The sequence below is a fragment of the Novosphingopyxis iocasae genome (genome assembly GCF_014334095.1).
GTDB lineage: Bacteria > Pseudomonadota > Alphaproteobacteria > Sphingomonadales > Sphingomonadaceae > Novosphingopyxis > Novosphingopyxis iocasae.
In genome coordinates, this window is sequence record NZ_CP060495.1 from 905,624 (window position 1) to 919,608 (window position 13,985).

The window sequence follows — 13,985 nt, forward strand, 5'->3', positions numbered from 1 at the left end:
AAGCGATACTACCGCTTCACTCACGCGAAGCGGAAATGGCGGGTTCCGGCCCAAATTCAGCCGTGACGAAGTGGCCCCGCATACAACTCGATTTACCGCTGGGTTTTCGATGCGAAGACGTCGTCGAGATATGCTGCGAGCCGCACACCGCCCTGCATCAATCGCCGCTCAACGAAAGGCAGCTGCCGATATTGATATTCGTAGCTGAGTGAAGGCATGCCACCGTCGGCCGGCGCGGCCGGATAAGCCTGCTTCCGCACCTCGATGCTTTCCGCGATCCAGACGAGGGGGTCGGCCGTCCACCAGTCGATGACGTTCTGCGGCGTCCTCTCCCGTTCCAGGCGCGCAGTATATTCGGTATAGCTGAGGTTCTGCCCTTCGATCAGCGCGGTATCCCAGACGCTGTGCAGGTTCGTCCGGTCACCGAAGAAGGTAACGCGCAGGTCGTTTCCGCCCCGATCGGTGCCATCGCCGACATGCATCGGCTGGTGAAGATCGCCGACCAGATGGACCACGAATGCCAGCGCAACGCGCTTGTCGGCTTGGGTGGCCGCTGGATCACGCAAAACCGCGGCGTAGCGTTCCAGAGCACTATGGGCATCTCCCTCGGGCGGTGCGCCGACGTCGGCATAGGTTTTGCCATCGGGAATGGTGACATAGTGCCACGGCGTCGCTTCCTTCTGCCAGAAGGGCGCCGGGTTGGAGCGCTCTTCGTCCGCGAAGGTGGACAGCGTGGCTAGATCCTCTTTTCCGATAATCTGCTCGATCGCAGCGCGGGATCGGCCATCGATATTATCCTGAGCGATCTGGCCAATGATCCGGTGGCCGTTCTGACCCCATGCAAGGGCAGCAGATGGCGTGGACATGACGAGAGCGGCGAGAACGAGGGGGAGTTTCATTCGCACTCAATATCGCCGCCCTCAGCTTCTGTCATGCGGCAGAAGCTTACGGAATTTCTGGAGGTACAACCGCAATGGTGCTTTCAGTCACCTTGGCGGCGTGCACAAAATCGCCCACATCGATTGTCAGCTATCGAGCGACCTACAAATGACGGCGGATGACCGAAACTGGGGTGTTCAGCGGACGCTCAATCCATCAGGGCCGAGGGCCATCCGATCCGCACGAGCAAACCATCAGGCCCGGCGATCCCGACCTCGTAGAGACCCCATTCGCGATGCCGGAGGAGGCCTCCTGGTCTTATAATTAGATCGTCTGCTCGTGCGGCGATCGCCACCACGTCTGGCGTGCGAATGAAGATGCCGAAGGGATTGTGCTTATCAGGGACCTGCCATTCTCCTGGACCAGCTTGGGTCAGGTGAACCTCGCAACCCCACCCCTCCATGATGATATATTCGTCGGTCCCACCGGTCCGATTGAACCCTAGTCGTTCCCAGAAGGGCGTTGCAGCCTCGAGGTCGTTGCTCGGCACAATCGCGAAGGCGCCGATCGAGGGCACATCTGACATCAGGCAATCTCTCCTTTTTGCTCGATCGTGATGCCGTTGAGCAGCAAAGTCTACAAGTGAGCGTTTCCCCTAAAGGCCGGTTTCTGTAGGGAAAGCGGCGATAGCGGACAGGGGGATGGCGAACAGAATTTGTCCGCGCGGCCTAGCAGCTTCCATTGGAGCTGCCGCTGCCGGTGCTCCCCCCCGCGGCGAGTGAGGCTCGAAATGAGCGCAAAAAACAGGGAAGTGTCATTTGAGCACGTGTTGGTGAGCCTTCAGCAGCTTATATTGATCGAACCTTGGCATTTGGGGCATGGCTAGAAGCGAGGGGGGAGCAAAACAAATGGGCAAGCCGGTGCTTTTATCGAAGCGGCAAATGCGCGATCGTGCCGCCAGCCATTTAGCCGACCGACGCTTGCGCAACAATGCCTTCCCGGACGTCACGTTCGGCGATCACTCGTGGGATATCCTGCTCATTCTCTTCATCGCCAAACTCGATGAGCGCGCAATGATCATCGCCGATCTCTATCGGGAGAGCTCCGCCCCGGAAACCACTCTTCTGCGGCACATCTCAGCACTGGAAGCGAAGGGTATGGTCGCCAAGCGACGCGACAAGGCCGATGCGCGATTCAGGTACATACGTCTGACCGACAAAGGCAGCGCGGCAATGGACCGCTGGGCGCATGCGGAGTTCGACGACTAGTGTGGATGTTCGGCGGATGCTCTCCACCGTCATTCTCGACTACCTTCCTTTCGTATCAGCTGAGGATCTTTCGGCCGCCATCGGCAAGTTCCAGCTCGGGGAAGCGGTCGACGAAACGCTGCGCCGTAACCGGATCGCGAAAATAGAACGCCGTGGCATCCGATCCGATCGCGGTGGTACTGTGGACCGCGCAGTCGTTCTCTCCGACCTCTTCTCGGAGCCAGATAAGTATCTGATCGAACGCCTGTCCAAAGCCTCGCGCCGGCGTCCTGATCTTCACCCGCACCGGAAAAAGGGCGTCGTCTCGCTTCGCTGTTGGCATCGTGCGTCGGGCCACATTCGCGTCTCCTTGATTCGTAGCAGGATATAGAACGAAGCAGGAACATGATCGAGAATCTTGGCAAGGTGATCGATAGCGATCATGCTATCCGCCATGTGCAACCTGTACCGAATGACCGCGACCGTCGCTGAGATTGCGAAGCTGTTCGGCCCCTTCGACGGCGATCGTTCGAACCTGCCGAGCTTCGAGGCGATCTATCCCAATCGTGAAGCGCCAATCTTGCGCAACGTCGACGGAAAGCTGACGCTCGAAACGATGACATGGGGTGTTCCGCCCCCGGCGAAGGGCAGCCGACCGGTGACGAACGTACGCAATCTTAAAAGCCCGTTCTGGCGCTCGATGCTGAACACCCCTGAGAGGCGATGCCTCGTCCCTGTTACGTCATTCTGCGAATGGGAAGGCGAGAAGGGCTCCAAGCGGAAGGTGTGGTTCGGTAGGACCGACACGCCGCTGTTCTCGTTCGCGGGAATTTGGCGCCCTACCGAAGAAGGACCACGGATGGCGTTCCTTACGACCGAGGCGAACGACACCGTCGGAGCAGTGCATCCGAAAGCAATGCCCGTGCTGCTGAAGGAGGAGGATCACAAGACCTGGTTGACCACCGACTATGAGGAGGCGACCACACTAGCTCGGCCGTTCAATGACTCTCTGGTCGAGGTAGTTGAGCGAGAAGGGGGCAGTTGATCTGCACTCTACCTTTAACCGGGCCGGTGACGATCGTTCCAGGCGGCATGAAAACCAGCTACCCGGTCTCGATCGGCCGATCCGCAAACGCCAGCTGCATCAGATGTTCGCTGAGTGCTCGCCCGCCGTCGGTCCCGGCCATCTCGCCCCACGCGTCCCAGCGGTCGACCCGCTCGTGGAGCCACAGGTAGAAGCGGTCGCGTGCGTGATCGTCTGGGAAGGTCATCGACCAGATCGTACGGCGCAGCGGAATGGCTGGACCAAAGCCATCGCCCACCAGCACGATGGCCGGAAGATCGGCGATGGTCTTTCGCGCGAACCGGCAGGCGAGCCGGTCGGCGAACGCCTCCTGCTCGGCAAGTAGTTCCTTCAGGCGGGCATGGGTTTTGCCGCGGTCCAGACCGCGCCGGGCTTTCACCCAACGCAGACCGATCGGGATCGAGGCATGCTCCGGTGACCGGGTCGAGGCCAGCATGAGCAGCACCGCCTGGCCTTCAGCGGTCAGAGGCCCGTGCGGGCGGCCCCGCCTCTCATAAACGATCAGCCGCTGGGTGATCAGCCATTGGCCATAATGCTGACCGACGTTCCAGTCGTTGTCGAACAGGTCGTGGACATATTCCTCGATCCCCATGGTCCGGCGGTCGATGACCGCCAGAATGGTAAGCAGGAACTCCAGCGCCTCTTCCTGCTCCGGTGGACTCAATGGCGCCATGCCGAGCCGGGACAGCCAGAAGTGGTCGCGCACCGAGCGCCAACGCTCGCCTGCCTCGTCCACGATGCGCTCGTCCCCCTGGTTGTCGTGCATCAGCCAGTAACCCCAGGGCAGGTTGGGGTTGCGGACATGTTCGTAATCCGGTGCTTCGTCGAACATGCTCATCACTCGGTCCCTCCGATCGGAGGAATGGCCTGCTGCAGGTGAGACGGGATCGGGATGTCGATTCCGGTCTCGATGCGATGCAGCTGTGCGGCTAGCTTGATGCATTCGCGGTAGACGTATGCCTGGTCGCGATAGACTTTGCCATCGTGGATCCGCTGCCCCTCGGGGATGCGCTCGTTCGGCACGAAGTCGTAGGCATGGTTCGTATCGAACCCGAACCACCACAGGTCGCCGTCATGTGCGAATCGGTCCGGCATGTCGCTGTGAGGGCGCTTCGGCGGCTCTACATGGCAGACCGAGACCGCTTCTGGCATCGTCTGGTTGCAGGCTTCTGCGTAGTTCAGGCCGCCATGCGATACCACACGCAGCTCGGATGGAATGGCATCATGATTATAGCCATAGAGCGGATGACCGGGCTCCACGGCAGCATAGCCGCTCAGCGTTCCGTTCGCCTGGCGCAGGATGATGCAGGGTGTTCCGGTGCGCTCGTCGATCCAGGCGATCTTGTCGGCTTCGTCTTCCCATGGTCCATCACCATGCGGATGCCGGGCGGGGATCTTGAACAGCTGCGTTGCCGCAATGGCGGTGTTCGCGATGGCGTAGCTGTCAAGGCCGACGCTCGTGGCGAGCGCATGGGATGGTGTTTTGTTCTTCGGCATTGGGTATATCCTTTAGGCATAAAAATAGCCGCATCCGTCTTCGTGACGGGCGGCTCGTGGGTGCTCGGTCTGGCGAGCATTTAGGTGCGCGCGTGATGGTTTACCGGACGCGCTCCGGCATGCTGTGATGGCTACATCGGCATCTCCTCCTGCTTGATGTTATCGATGACGAGAACGGCGATCAGTTAAGCGCCGCTGCAACCGACGACGCTTCGGCCAACGATCGCGTTCGGCCTTCTACCTTGACCGCCTGTCCGGCAGCCCAGGGCACAAGATCTCGGTTCACGAACCTGCTGTAGGGGATGCTGCCAGATGCAGCTTCAGCAACGGCCGTCACGCTCCTGGCGCGGTCGCAGGTGATCATCTCTCTTGCAGCCAGGTGCCGCATCGCGATGATCGTGGTGGTGAGCACGTCCGCTGCCACCTGTTCGCGCACCTTGCCCCATTCGCCTTGCTCGGCCAGCAGACCGATCTGCTTCGAGGGGATCGGCTTGCACGGGATCGAGCTTGCCGCGGCATATTCCGACAGATGCACCGGCGTCGCCTGGACGCAGACATCGCGGCACAGATCGAGCCGCTGCGGTGCATGCGGAGAGCTGGGCCTGAGCTGCAAGGGAAGGACAAGGTCATGGACCGCGGCGCGGTGGCGCAGGACCGCCAGATCGCGTGCTTCCCCGCCCCAGGTGACGAGGATCGATGACGGGTTCTGATGCAGCGCCTCGAACAGGTTTTCGAGCAGGTCACGTTCGCCGATGGTTTCCAGCGATAGAACGGTCGGCCCGGTGATCTCCGGCACATCGCTCGTCGCCGAGAACCGCGCCGTAATCCAGCATGCCGCCGCCACCTGGTGGAACGGCCAGCGGATCTCATCGCAGGCCGTGGTGCCCTCGCAAATCCGATAGCCAGCATGGGCATCGCGGTCCCACAGGAACTCCAGGTCGAGTACGGTGATCGAACTGGTTTTGGGTTCTGCCTTTTCGCCGTTCTGGCCTTCGAACTGGCGCGCTTCCTTCTCCAGCATTTGCTCGAGCATATTGAGGGTATTTGGCATGTCGTGTCTCCTAGAAAGCACAAAGCCCGCCAGAGGCGGGCTTGTGCTGGGTTATCGGTAGTTGAAGGCGTTGGTTCAGCGATGGCGTTCGCTGGCGGTCACACTGCGTGTTGCGAGCGCCGGCAGGCCGTTGCGATAGGCCCAGGCTTCTTCGAACGGCACATCGCCTTCAGGCAGCTCTTTTTGCCAGAACCTCCCGGCGGGGTTCCAGCTGTAGCCGCGCGCTTTCAGCACATCTTTCTTGTCGTACGGAGCGCTGCGTGCTTCGACCATGACGCTCAGCCTGTCGGACGCTTCGATCAGCCGCGCGAGATGCGTTCGCACGCGATCGCCGTTCGGATCGGTCTGGCGCTGCTGCAGAAGCCAGAACAGCGACCAGACATCGTCGCCTGCCCGGTGCGCCCTGCTGAACCATCCCGCCTGCATCAGCAGGTGCTGCTGCGCATACCCATCGAAGCCGAGGGCCAGCCAATCGATCTCGCTGCAGGAGCAGGCCCAGGGCTTGCCCGCGATCTGCGGATAGCGCCGCTCGATAAAGCTCAAGTCGAATGGGGCGTTGTGAGCCAGGATGAGGTCCGCCCGGGCGAGCAGCTTCCATGCAAATTCGTCGTCGATCATCTGGCCCCGAAGATCCTCATCCTCCAGCCCCGTGATCAAGCTGATCCGGTGATCGAGAACCGCCTTCGGATCTTGCAGCCAGCTAATCGGTCCGAGATGCCCCAACACCCTCCCGTAATCACCGACGAACAGCAGCATGATCGCGAGCTCGACGACGCTGTCCTTGTCGGGATCGAGACCCGTTGTCTCGGTGTCGACGATCGCGATACAGCGGCCGTCCGGAGGCGTGCCGTCCTCGGGCATATTGGTATAGCGATCAGGGACCGCTCGCAGCACGCGATAGCGCTCGTCGCGCTTCAGTCGTTCGGCCAGCTGTTCGCTGGCCTCGTTTGAATAATTTTCGTTCATGAAATTGCCTTTCGGTTCGTGTTCGAACCGGCGAGGCAGGAGCCGAGCATCTCAGCTCTTTTCCCTTCACCTTGCCGATTCGCTTCCGGCAATCTCTTCACCCCCTAAATCTGCTGATGGAGCGGCCGCTGCGCGGCTCTCTCTTCCTTCTCGAAATCTACAGGAATTTCGCTCAGCGGCGCGGGGATGTGTTGGCCGCTAAATTGCGCAGCGCAGAGCTGCCCACATCGCAGAAAATTGGAGCGATCTTCTTGGCTCCGGCGTTTTCTGTTTTCCCGTTCAATTTCGATCCGATCGAAGCGTGATCTCCAGATAGGCTTCTCGCCCAAAAATTCGATCCGGAAAGGTGCCGTTCCTAGATCGCTGCTCAATTTTTCAGCTTAGCACCTCATAAAAGGGCGAAGACACGAACAAGTTCACTGTTTTTGCCATAAAACGCGGCGCTCGCTGTCCGAATTAGGACTTTGTTAGCTCTAAATCAGCATAAATCGGCCTGCCAAGCTGCGCCTGAGATGCTGACTGTGACATACATAACGCCAACCTCTTCAGCGGCCTATCTGCAAAAGGCTCAGGCTCGCGAACACCAGCGAATGCTTGAGGGTTGGGGGCGGGCCTACGCTCGGCAAAACCAGATGCTGCCCTACTCTGGCGCGTCAATCACCGAGTCCGAAACAGAACAGCTGCGACGACATCTTGAAGACCAAGCTCTAAACGCTAGGCCATCGGAAGTCGCTGCAGCGGCGCTCCTATCAGCAATCCTGACGACGGGGCGGTCCGCAGCGACACTTGCGACCCTTCCAGTCGTTACAGGAACAGGGACGGTTCCGAGAGCACCATGTCTGCAGATCGGCAGTCACTGGGTGTGGTGGCTCGAACCAGGGCGACCAGAAAGCCAGCAGAAGTTTCAGTCTGGCCACCAGCCTGCCGGCGCGGAGAGAGGTGATCTTGTCGCTCTCCCCTGCTCAATTCGGACGCGCCGTCTGCTTGAACAAATGAGTACTCCACCGACCCCGAACTATCCTGTCTTTCCCTCCCTGCCTGTCGCTGTCGAAGGCGTGGCACACCGCGAGATCCGCAAGGCAGGCGTGGCCAGTTCCTTGCGCCTGGTAGAACGCTGGCTTTTTCAGCGACTGACCGAAATACCTACTGGAGATGCGGCTTTGGCCGCTATCATAACAGGAAACGTCCCGCTCATTGCCAAGACGATCATCTACTATACGTCAATCTGCACATCGACAGCCGTAAGTGTGCTTGTCGAGGCCTTGGAAGGGTTCGATGCTCTCGATCCATCCTTCCGAATGGCGAGCGACTACCGCCTCGGAAGTCGCTACGCGCCTTTAATAGAGGAAGTCATCAACCTGCTTATCCAGGTTCGCCAGCCACTCCTGATCTCACGGAGGCGCCGGAAAAAGCCAATCAGCGCGATGCACAACGCGATGACCATCTACACCGTGTTGTTCTATTTGATTGCCACGTGCGCACGCCCGACGTCGAGGATGTTGCCTTCGCTGGACGCCATCGACACGCTGACCGGTTATCAGATCTTGGACGACAAGCCGGCGAGCGGCAACTTCAAGGCCCGGCTCGTATGGGTCAGCGAGGACTGCCAGGAGCAATTGCGGCATTATCAGGCGCACCTCGCTAAGATGCGCGAACGGTATCCCAGTCTGGCCCTGCCTGATGAGGATGGCTCGCCCTACCTGATTTCCGACGGTGAATCGCTGGAGCTCCTCGACCGCCGCTTATTCAGTCGGGCAATGACCGCAGAAGGCTGGGTTTACCCGGCGAACTTTGCCCGGCACTTCGTCAGATCTGAGTTGGTCGGAAAGGTCAGCAGCGAGACGCTTCATGCTTTCTTCGGGCATTGGCACCAAGGCACGGAGCCTTGGAGCGAATATGCTGGCCTTGATCCGCTCGCCTATCGAGCAGAACTGCGAACTGCGATTACCCTGCTTTGCGCAAAGTGCGGCCTTGAGCCGCAGCGCGGCCTCTAAATCCGATGGCATACCTCGATCGAGAGCATCTGCCAGGACGAAAAGCGAGCCCCTACGAGCTGGAGCAGATCGTCGAATTGCAACGCGCAGACCTGTTCGAAAAGGTGTTGATCGGCCGGCTTTCGGCGTTTGCTCGACCGTTTGAACAGCGCAAAGCTAAATCGTTCGCTTTGGCCAGCGCGGTCATGTTCGGAGCCCTACTGGACCAAAGGGTGTGGGATGAATTCCTCTGCGTAGCTTGCTCGCCGGTGCTGGACTTCAAGACCATTCGTCCAGACCGGGGAGCGCAGTTTCGATACATCCCCACATCAGACCGAATTTGGATCGACTTCGCCTTACCAACTGTCGGCAGCAAACCGCACGCACGACGATGGGTTGCCGATCCACTGACCCATCTGATCCTGCTTAAATATCAGTCCGCCGCCCGGCATAACCGGATCCTCAGTCCAGAGATCGTGCAGTCAGATACTATGGATTGGGGCGATGTTTATCATTCCAACTCAAGACGGGACCTCAACCGGGCTTTCAAGTCCGAACCAAGCAGCCGCCCGTCTTCTGATGACTTGGACCATACAGACCCACTGAATTCAGTCGACGCTCTGGCTATCGCCATGGGTGCGGACAATTGGCGGCCCAATCGCCAGCAAGCATTAGCGGACAGCTTCTACTCCGCAGCCAAGATCAAATGGCGCACGCGAATGCCCGGCTTCTTATTCGAGAACCTTCTTGAGGAGGGAAAAAGCAGCAACCTCACGAAGGAATGCTGGGATCGTCTGATCGGCCTGGAACCCAAGCCCTTGCCCAAGAGGGAGTGTACTCGCAACAACTCCAGGTCTCAAAACGATCCTGCGCGGACCGTTTACACCAATCCTGCGCTGGCCTTACTGAACAGGCTGCTGCCTTCATCTCCTGCGAGCCGGCCGCGAGAATTTAGGATCGCGGCATCGCAAATCATGGAGAAGGCACGTCAGAATGAACGGATTCCATTTCAGCGTTACCTCCTTATTTGGGCCGCTACGCGCCTCGATCCGTCGATCGATTCTCGCCAACGCCAAAGGCGCCTTGCCCCATCCACAATCAAGAGTCGCGCTCGTGCTTTATTCCCCTTGCTGCAGCAAACCATGCAATCCAGCAGCTTCGAAGCCATTGATGCGGAAAAGCTAGCAGCCTCTCTTTCCTCTTCCATCGGTGATGAGAAAGATAACGCGCGGTTACGGGCCGCTGTATGGTGCTTTCTCGACTGGCAAAATCGATGGAACCCGTCGTTCGCTCTGGAAATTGCTGACCCACCAAATTCGAAAAAAGACCTTCCGCGGGCATCGATTATCACCGCACCGGAATATGTGCAGATCCTCAATAGTTTCGCTGCCAGTAACCCTGATGGAGCTATTGCCCGCATCCTGACGATCCTCGGCTTTCGCGCGGGGCTCAGGTGGCGGGAAGCCCTTTACCTGCGGATTGCCGATCTGACGTTTGTCGGCTCGTTCGCTGAATTACAGATCAGGGACAATACTAGCGTACGCACAAAGTCCCTCGCAGGGCGTCGTGTTATCCCCCTGCACTGTCTGCTCGAGGCGTCCGAACTCGACGAGGTCAAATCATGGTGGCTCGACAGGCGCGCGGAGGTCATTGCAAAATCGGGTGTCAGAACTCGGCAACGCGATTGCACAATGTTCGAGCCGATCGGCGACGGCTTCGATCGACGAGTAGCGCGCGTGGTCGTCGATGCAATCCGGGCGGTGACGAAAGACGATAATGCTGTCTATCACGACCTTCGCCATAGCTTCGGCTCATATCTCATCGCGACACTTACCCTTCCCTACGACGTATCAGACGATGCGCTGGCCCTTCCCATAGACCGCACGCTGGTTTCCCATGAACGTAGAGAGAAGATCGCAGACACGCTGCTCGGCAACGGTAGGCGTGGGCGGAACGCTATTCATGCTGCTGGCGCGTTGCTGGGACACTCTGGCGAACATTCGACGCTTGCATCATATTTTCACCTGCATGACTGGCTCGCCGGGAACTATGTGTCCCGTCCTGACACGATGCGGGCCATCCCAACCGAGTTGGCATCCCGACTGTTAGATATGAGCAAGCAATCGGTTGCACGCGCTGCAAGCCGTAAGCAGAAGCGGCCGAATAATGGCCGGGCTGTGAAATGCGAACTTCATTCCGAGCTATTACGCACCTTGCCCGCACCCAAAATCGCTCGGCTGCCGGGTATCAAAGTTGACGATGTCCCGCTTGCGAAAATCAACAAGCGCCTGCGAAATGACAAAGGTCAGACGATCCGACGGGGGCAAGGCGCGCCTGCAAGCGCGAACCCCTCGATTGGGACCGTCGTGCTGACAGATTTCCTAGAGACAGCAGAACGCCCGGCTTGCAACGCTCCTCGTATTCCGGCTGCGCAGAGTTTGATGATTGGCAGCGAGCCGGGTTGGAAGGTGTTGGCAGCCTTCATGTCGGCCAAAACACACGCAGAGCGCGATCTCCTCCGACAGCACCCCCAACTTGTAACACCCTACGGCTGCAGTCTGCTCGAAGAACTGGAAGGTTTTCTGGCGGTGACGACCAGAGGTCGGAATGGATGTTCGAACCTGCGCTTTACTGAGATGCCGCTAATGGACCGATCAAGGGCTACGCGACCATTGCAGCCAGATGAGATTGGTGTTCTCGCTACTCTATACGATGGTTTCCGGTACGTTTCTCCCCAAGACATGGAAGTCGTGACGTCTTGCTTCCTGAAGGGATATGATCGTGTGCGCGGCTTCATCTCTGTGCCGCTTTCAGCCTGTCACGCCTTCGCAGATGCAGTGATTAAAGCTGGCATAGGGCAGGACGAGATAAACATTGAAGAGCGCGCCAGGACGGCCCTCGTTCGCTTTGGAGCAAGCGGCAAAATGCACCGTGGTTATGTCTGGGGCATTCTGTTCGCTAGCGCGGCGCATAACGCGGTCAGCCGCCTAGCCGGCCCGGCGTGAACGACAGGGTCATCGCGAACAGCTTTCTGCCCTTTCGAAATATGATAAAGGGTTACTAAAAAAAAATCTTGCGCTTGCGCTTATATATTCAAAATTTCTTGCTGAAAAAACTCAGTCGAACTATCACCAATTCCAGCGGTGGCTGTCGTAAGTTCTTTGGGCAAGCCGGTATATTCAATTTAGGCTTTGAACTGCCTGTTTGACATCGTTACCGATAGAGATCGCCTCGCCGGCAATGTGAGGTGGTCCCGCCTTCTTGGACAGTTTGGCGGCTAAGTTAAGCTAATCCCAGTTGTCGTTCACGCCGCCTGTTTGATCATCAAATCATGGGGGGCATGCCCCCCATGACTTAATTGCCCGATCCGCCGATAGGCCTCGACCGGGGTTTTTCCGGCCAGGCCCGAGTGCGGACGCTGGGTGTTGTAATAGGTGATCCAGCGGCCAAGGCCAGGCATCAACTCCGAGCCGGTGTCGAAGGCATGGAGATAAACGCATTTGTAGTTCAGGGATCGCCAAGGGCGTTCGATGAAGACATTGTCCATCCACCGACCCCGCCCGTCCATGCTGATGCGAACCTCAGCCTCGCGCAACACAGTGGTGAAGGCCTGCGACGTGAACTGGCTGCCTTGGTTGGTGTTGAAAATCTAAGACTTGCCGTAGCGAGCCAGCGCCTCCTTCAACGCCGCGACGCAGAACCCTGCGTCCATCGTATTCGATAACCGCCACGCCAGCACCTTCCGGGTTGCCCAGTCCATGATCTGGTAAACAGATCAAGGTCTCCTATCGGTCGCTGTGGACTACCATGTGCGGACTCTGGACACCCACACATAAGCCCTGCACAAGAGGCACGCAATTCTGCAAAACCCGCGGAAATCTGCGGTTGTGGTTAAGAGCTATTCTGGGTTCGAATCCTCTCTCCCCGACCAATTTCCTTTCTTGACGACCTCAGCGTTTGCCTCAGGCGGCGCTGGTTTTCAGGTGGTCGCTGCGGGGCGGCGCGCAGCGTGTGCGGCGTTTTGCCCAGAGAGCTGCGACCAAAACCAGCAAGAGCTGTCCGGTCCAGAAGATCGCGTCGAACGGCGCATCGTTCCCGATGATGATTCGCGCCGCAAAGGTCGTCAGGATCATGGCCGGGCAACCCCATACCACCGCATGCCAAGAAGCACGCAGGGCTTCATCACGGTGCCCGCGTCGGCGGCGCTTGGCCAGCCATATGTAAAAGCCGGTTGCGCTGATCACGCTGACGGCCATGCCGAGAATGAAATAAACGATCTTCACCGGCAGCCCGCCATAATTGCCGAAATGCAGATTATAGGTGGAGGCGGCCGCCTGTTGACCGAGGTCTCCATCCGCCAGCCCTGCAGAGCCCAGGAAACGGCCGGATTGATCGAAGTTGTAATATTCGCCAAAGATCAGCCGTCGCGGATAACCGCCCAGAATCTGCACATGCTGCCCTGGCTGCAGCGGATCATGGATAATCGCATAGGTCGGCTTGAGATCAGGAAATCGCTCGGCCACATAGGCCAGCGGACCGGCAACATCTGGGGGGCCGTCTACTGTCTCCTTCCCCTCCATCTCTTCACCGAAGATCGGGGCATAAACGGCCGCGCTGTCACCGTCATAGGCCGTCTTGCCCATGACTAGCGCCCCCAAGCCGCCGAGACCGATCGCCGCGCCGGTAAATGCGATCGCCAGCGAAAAGGGCAGCGTCCATGTGCTGAGGCGATTGTGCCAGTCTGCGAGCGCCGTGTTGGCAGAGCGCGCATTCAGCCGAAAGGCATCGCGAAAGATCCGCGGCAATGCGAGCACCCCGGTAAAGGCCGAAGCCAGCAGCATCGCGCCCAAGGCGCCGACCAGCGTTAGGCCCCAGAAGTTCGGCAAGCTCAGTTTGTAGTGAAGCGCGATCAGGAAATCCGACCAGGCGATCTGCTCCGGCATCGCGATGGCGCCGGACGCATCCAGATGGAATGCCTGCGTATCGGTGCTGATCGTGGCGCGGGGCAGGTCTTCGGTGGGAATGTGGATGTAAAGATGGGTGGTGGGCGCGAGGCCCTGCGCCTGCTCTTTCTCCAGCACCGCCTCCATCCCGCGCTGCGCCGCGGCCGGATCGATTTGGCTCATCTCCGGCGCGGAGACTTGCTCAAGCCGCTGCAGCTCCGGATAGAAGACCGACAGAGTACCCGTCACGCAAACGATATAGAGCAGCGCGCCGACGACAAGGCCGATCGCCGAATGGGCCGAAAGGGCGGATTTTGCGGACGGGGACGCCATCAGGACGCTCCT

General features: G+C 59.0%; 13 protein-coding genes and 1 pseudogene. 6 read left to right on the top strand and 8 right to left on the bottom strand.

Translation table 11 applies throughout. From position 1 onward, the window contains the following. Positions 1 to 92 precede the first annotated feature (92 nt). Both H7X45_RS04275 and H7X45_RS04280 read right to left on the bottom strand, forming a co-directional pair. Entirely contained in the window at positions 93 to 899 is an 807-nt protein-coding gene (locus H7X45_RS04275; protein WP_187336307.1) for a S1/P1 nuclease, read from the bottom strand. Positions 900 to 1,087: 188 nt separating this feature from the next. Next, positions 1,088 to 1,465 (bottom strand): VOC family protein, encoded by a 378-nt coding sequence (locus H7X45_RS04280; protein ID WP_187336308.1) that lies wholly within the window; start codon positions 1,463 to 1,465, stop codon positions 1,088 to 1,090. 322 nt (positions 1,466 to 1,787) lie between these two features. Here H7X45_RS04280 and H7X45_RS04285 point away from each other — a divergent pair, with 322 nt between their 5' ends. The 3 genes from H7X45_RS04285 to H7X45_RS04295 all read left to right on the top strand — a co-directional run bounded on the left by H7X45_RS04285 (position 1,788) and on the right by H7X45_RS04295 (position 3,171). Further along, the gene (locus H7X45_RS04285; RefSeq protein WP_187336309.1) at positions 1,788 to 2,147 is read left to right on the top strand and encodes a winged helix DNA-binding protein; all 360 of its coding nucleotides are present in this window, start codon (positions 1,788 to 1,790) and stop codon (positions 2,145 to 2,147) included. 16 nt (positions 2,148 to 2,163) lie between these two features. Continuing rightward, positions 2,164 to 2,517 carry a hypothetical protein gene (locus H7X45_RS04290; RefSeq protein WP_187336310.1) on the top strand — a complete coding sequence of 118 codons (354 nt, stop codon included), beginning with the start codon at positions 2,164 to 2,166 and terminating at the stop codon, positions 2,515 to 2,517. 81 nt (positions 2,518 to 2,598) lie between these two features. Further along, positions 2,599 to 3,171: an SOS response-associated peptidase gene (locus H7X45_RS04295; RefSeq protein ID WP_246449667.1), complete on the top strand. Its 573-nt coding sequence runs from the start codon at positions 2,599 to 2,601 to the stop codon at positions 3,169 to 3,171. Positions 3,172 to 3,229: 58 nt separating this feature from the next. Here the strand turns inward: H7X45_RS04295 and H7X45_RS04300 are convergent, their stop codons facing one another. From H7X45_RS04300 to H7X45_RS04315, 4 genes are all read right to left on the bottom strand, one after another. Further along, positions 3,230 to 4,048, bottom strand: coding sequence for a hypothetical protein (locus tag H7X45_RS04300; RefSeq protein ID WP_187336311.1), 819 nt, complete (start codon positions 4,046 to 4,048; stop codon positions 3,230 to 3,232). Then, positions 4,048 to 4,707 (bottom strand): hypothetical protein, encoded by a 660-nt coding sequence (locus H7X45_RS04305; RefSeq protein ID WP_187336312.1) that lies wholly within the window; start codon positions 4,705 to 4,707, stop codon positions 4,048 to 4,050. The genes H7X45_RS04300 and H7X45_RS04305 overlap by 1 nt, the downstream gene beginning before the upstream one ends. Positions 4,708 to 4,888: 181 nt before the next feature. Beyond that, positions 4,889 to 5,758 (bottom strand): hypothetical protein, encoded by an 870-nt coding sequence (locus H7X45_RS04310; RefSeq protein WP_187336313.1) that lies wholly within the window; start codon positions 5,756 to 5,758, stop codon positions 4,889 to 4,891. A 75-nt stretch (positions 5,759 to 5,833) separates the two neighbouring features. Next, positions 5,834 to 6,724 carry a 3'-5' exonuclease gene (locus tag H7X45_RS04315; protein WP_187336314.1) on the bottom strand — a complete coding sequence of 297 codons (891 nt, stop codon included), beginning with the start codon at positions 6,722 to 6,724 and terminating at the stop codon, positions 5,834 to 5,836. 71 nt (positions 6,725 to 6,795) lie between these two features. Between H7X45_RS04315 and H7X45_RS04320 the strand changes: the two genes are divergently transcribed. The 3 genes from H7X45_RS04320 to H7X45_RS04330 all read left to right on the top strand — a co-directional run bounded on the left by H7X45_RS04320 (position 6,796) and on the right by H7X45_RS04330 (position 11,702). Continuing rightward, positions 6,796 to 7,029 carry a hypothetical protein gene (locus H7X45_RS04320; protein WP_187336315.1) on the top strand — a complete coding sequence of 78 codons (234 nt, stop codon included), beginning with the start codon at positions 6,796 to 6,798 and terminating at the stop codon, positions 7,027 to 7,029. A 687-nt stretch (positions 7,030 to 7,716) separates the two neighbouring features. After that, positions 7,717 to 8,718, top strand: coding sequence for a hypothetical protein (locus H7X45_RS04325; protein WP_187336316.1), 1,002 nt, complete (start codon positions 7,717 to 7,719; stop codon positions 8,716 to 8,718). A gap of 5 nt (positions 8,719 to 8,723) precedes the next feature. Beyond that, positions 8,724 to 11,702 (top strand): site-specific integrase, encoded by a 2,979-nt coding sequence (locus H7X45_RS04330; RefSeq protein WP_187336317.1) that lies wholly within the window; start codon positions 8,724 to 8,726, stop codon positions 11,700 to 11,702. Positions 11,703 to 12,001: 299 nt separating this feature from the next. Here the strand turns inward: H7X45_RS04330 and H7X45_RS04335 are convergent. Together H7X45_RS04335 and H7X45_RS04340 are read right to left on the bottom strand one after the other, a co-directional pair. After that, positions 12,002 to 12,460 (bottom strand): annotated as a pseudogene (locus tag H7X45_RS04335) (transposase); the annotation flags it as partial. Positions 12,461 to 12,659: 199 nt separating this feature from the next. After that, entirely contained in the window at positions 12,660 to 13,973 is a 1,314-nt protein-coding gene (locus H7X45_RS04340; protein ID WP_187336318.1) for a PepSY-associated TM helix domain-containing protein, read from the bottom strand. Between the last annotated feature and the right edge of the window lie 12 nt (positions 13,974 to 13,985).

Coding starts and splice junctions, on each gene's coding strand:
- H7X45_RS04275 (WP_187336307.1), bottom strand. CDS start 899: ATGAAACTCCCCCTCGTTCTCGCCGCTCTCGTCATGTCCACGCCATCT.
- H7X45_RS04295 (WP_246449667.1), top strand. CDS start 2,599: ATGACCGCGACCGTCGCTGAGATTGCGAAGCTGTTCGGCCCCTTCGAC.
- H7X45_RS04330 (WP_187336317.1), top strand. CDS start 8,724: ATGGCATACCTCGATCGAGAGCATCTGCCAGGACGAAAAGCGAGCCCC.
- H7X45_RS04310 (WP_187336313.1), bottom strand. CDS start 5,758: ATGCCAAATACCCTCAATATGCTCGAGCAAATGCTGGAGAAGGAAGCG.
- H7X45_RS04280 (WP_187336308.1), bottom strand. CDS start 1,465: ATGTCAGATGTGCCCTCGATCGGCGCCTTCGCGATTGTGCCGAGCAAC.
- H7X45_RS04285 (WP_187336309.1), top strand. CDS start 1,788: ATGGGCAAGCCGGTGCTTTTATCGAAGCGGCAAATGCGCGATCGTGCC.
- H7X45_RS04325 (WP_187336316.1), top strand. CDS start 7,717: ATGAGTACTCCACCGACCCCGAACTATCCTGTCTTTCCCTCCCTGCCT.
- H7X45_RS04340 (WP_187336318.1), bottom strand. CDS start 13,973: ATGGCGTCCCCGTCCGCAAAATCCGCCCTTTCGGCCCATTCGGCGATC.
- H7X45_RS04290 (WP_187336310.1), top strand. CDS start 2,164: ATGCTCTCCACCGTCATTCTCGACTACCTTCCTTTCGTATCAGCTGAG.
- H7X45_RS04300 (WP_187336311.1), bottom strand. CDS start 4,048: ATGAGCATGTTCGACGAAGCACCGGATTACGAACATGTCCGCAACCCC.
- H7X45_RS04305 (WP_187336312.1), bottom strand. CDS start 4,707: ATGCCGAAGAACAAAACACCATCCCATGCGCTCGCCACGAGCGTCGGC.
- H7X45_RS04315 (WP_187336314.1), bottom strand. CDS start 6,724: ATGAACGAAAATTATTCAAACGAGGCCAGCGAACAGCTGGCCGAACGA.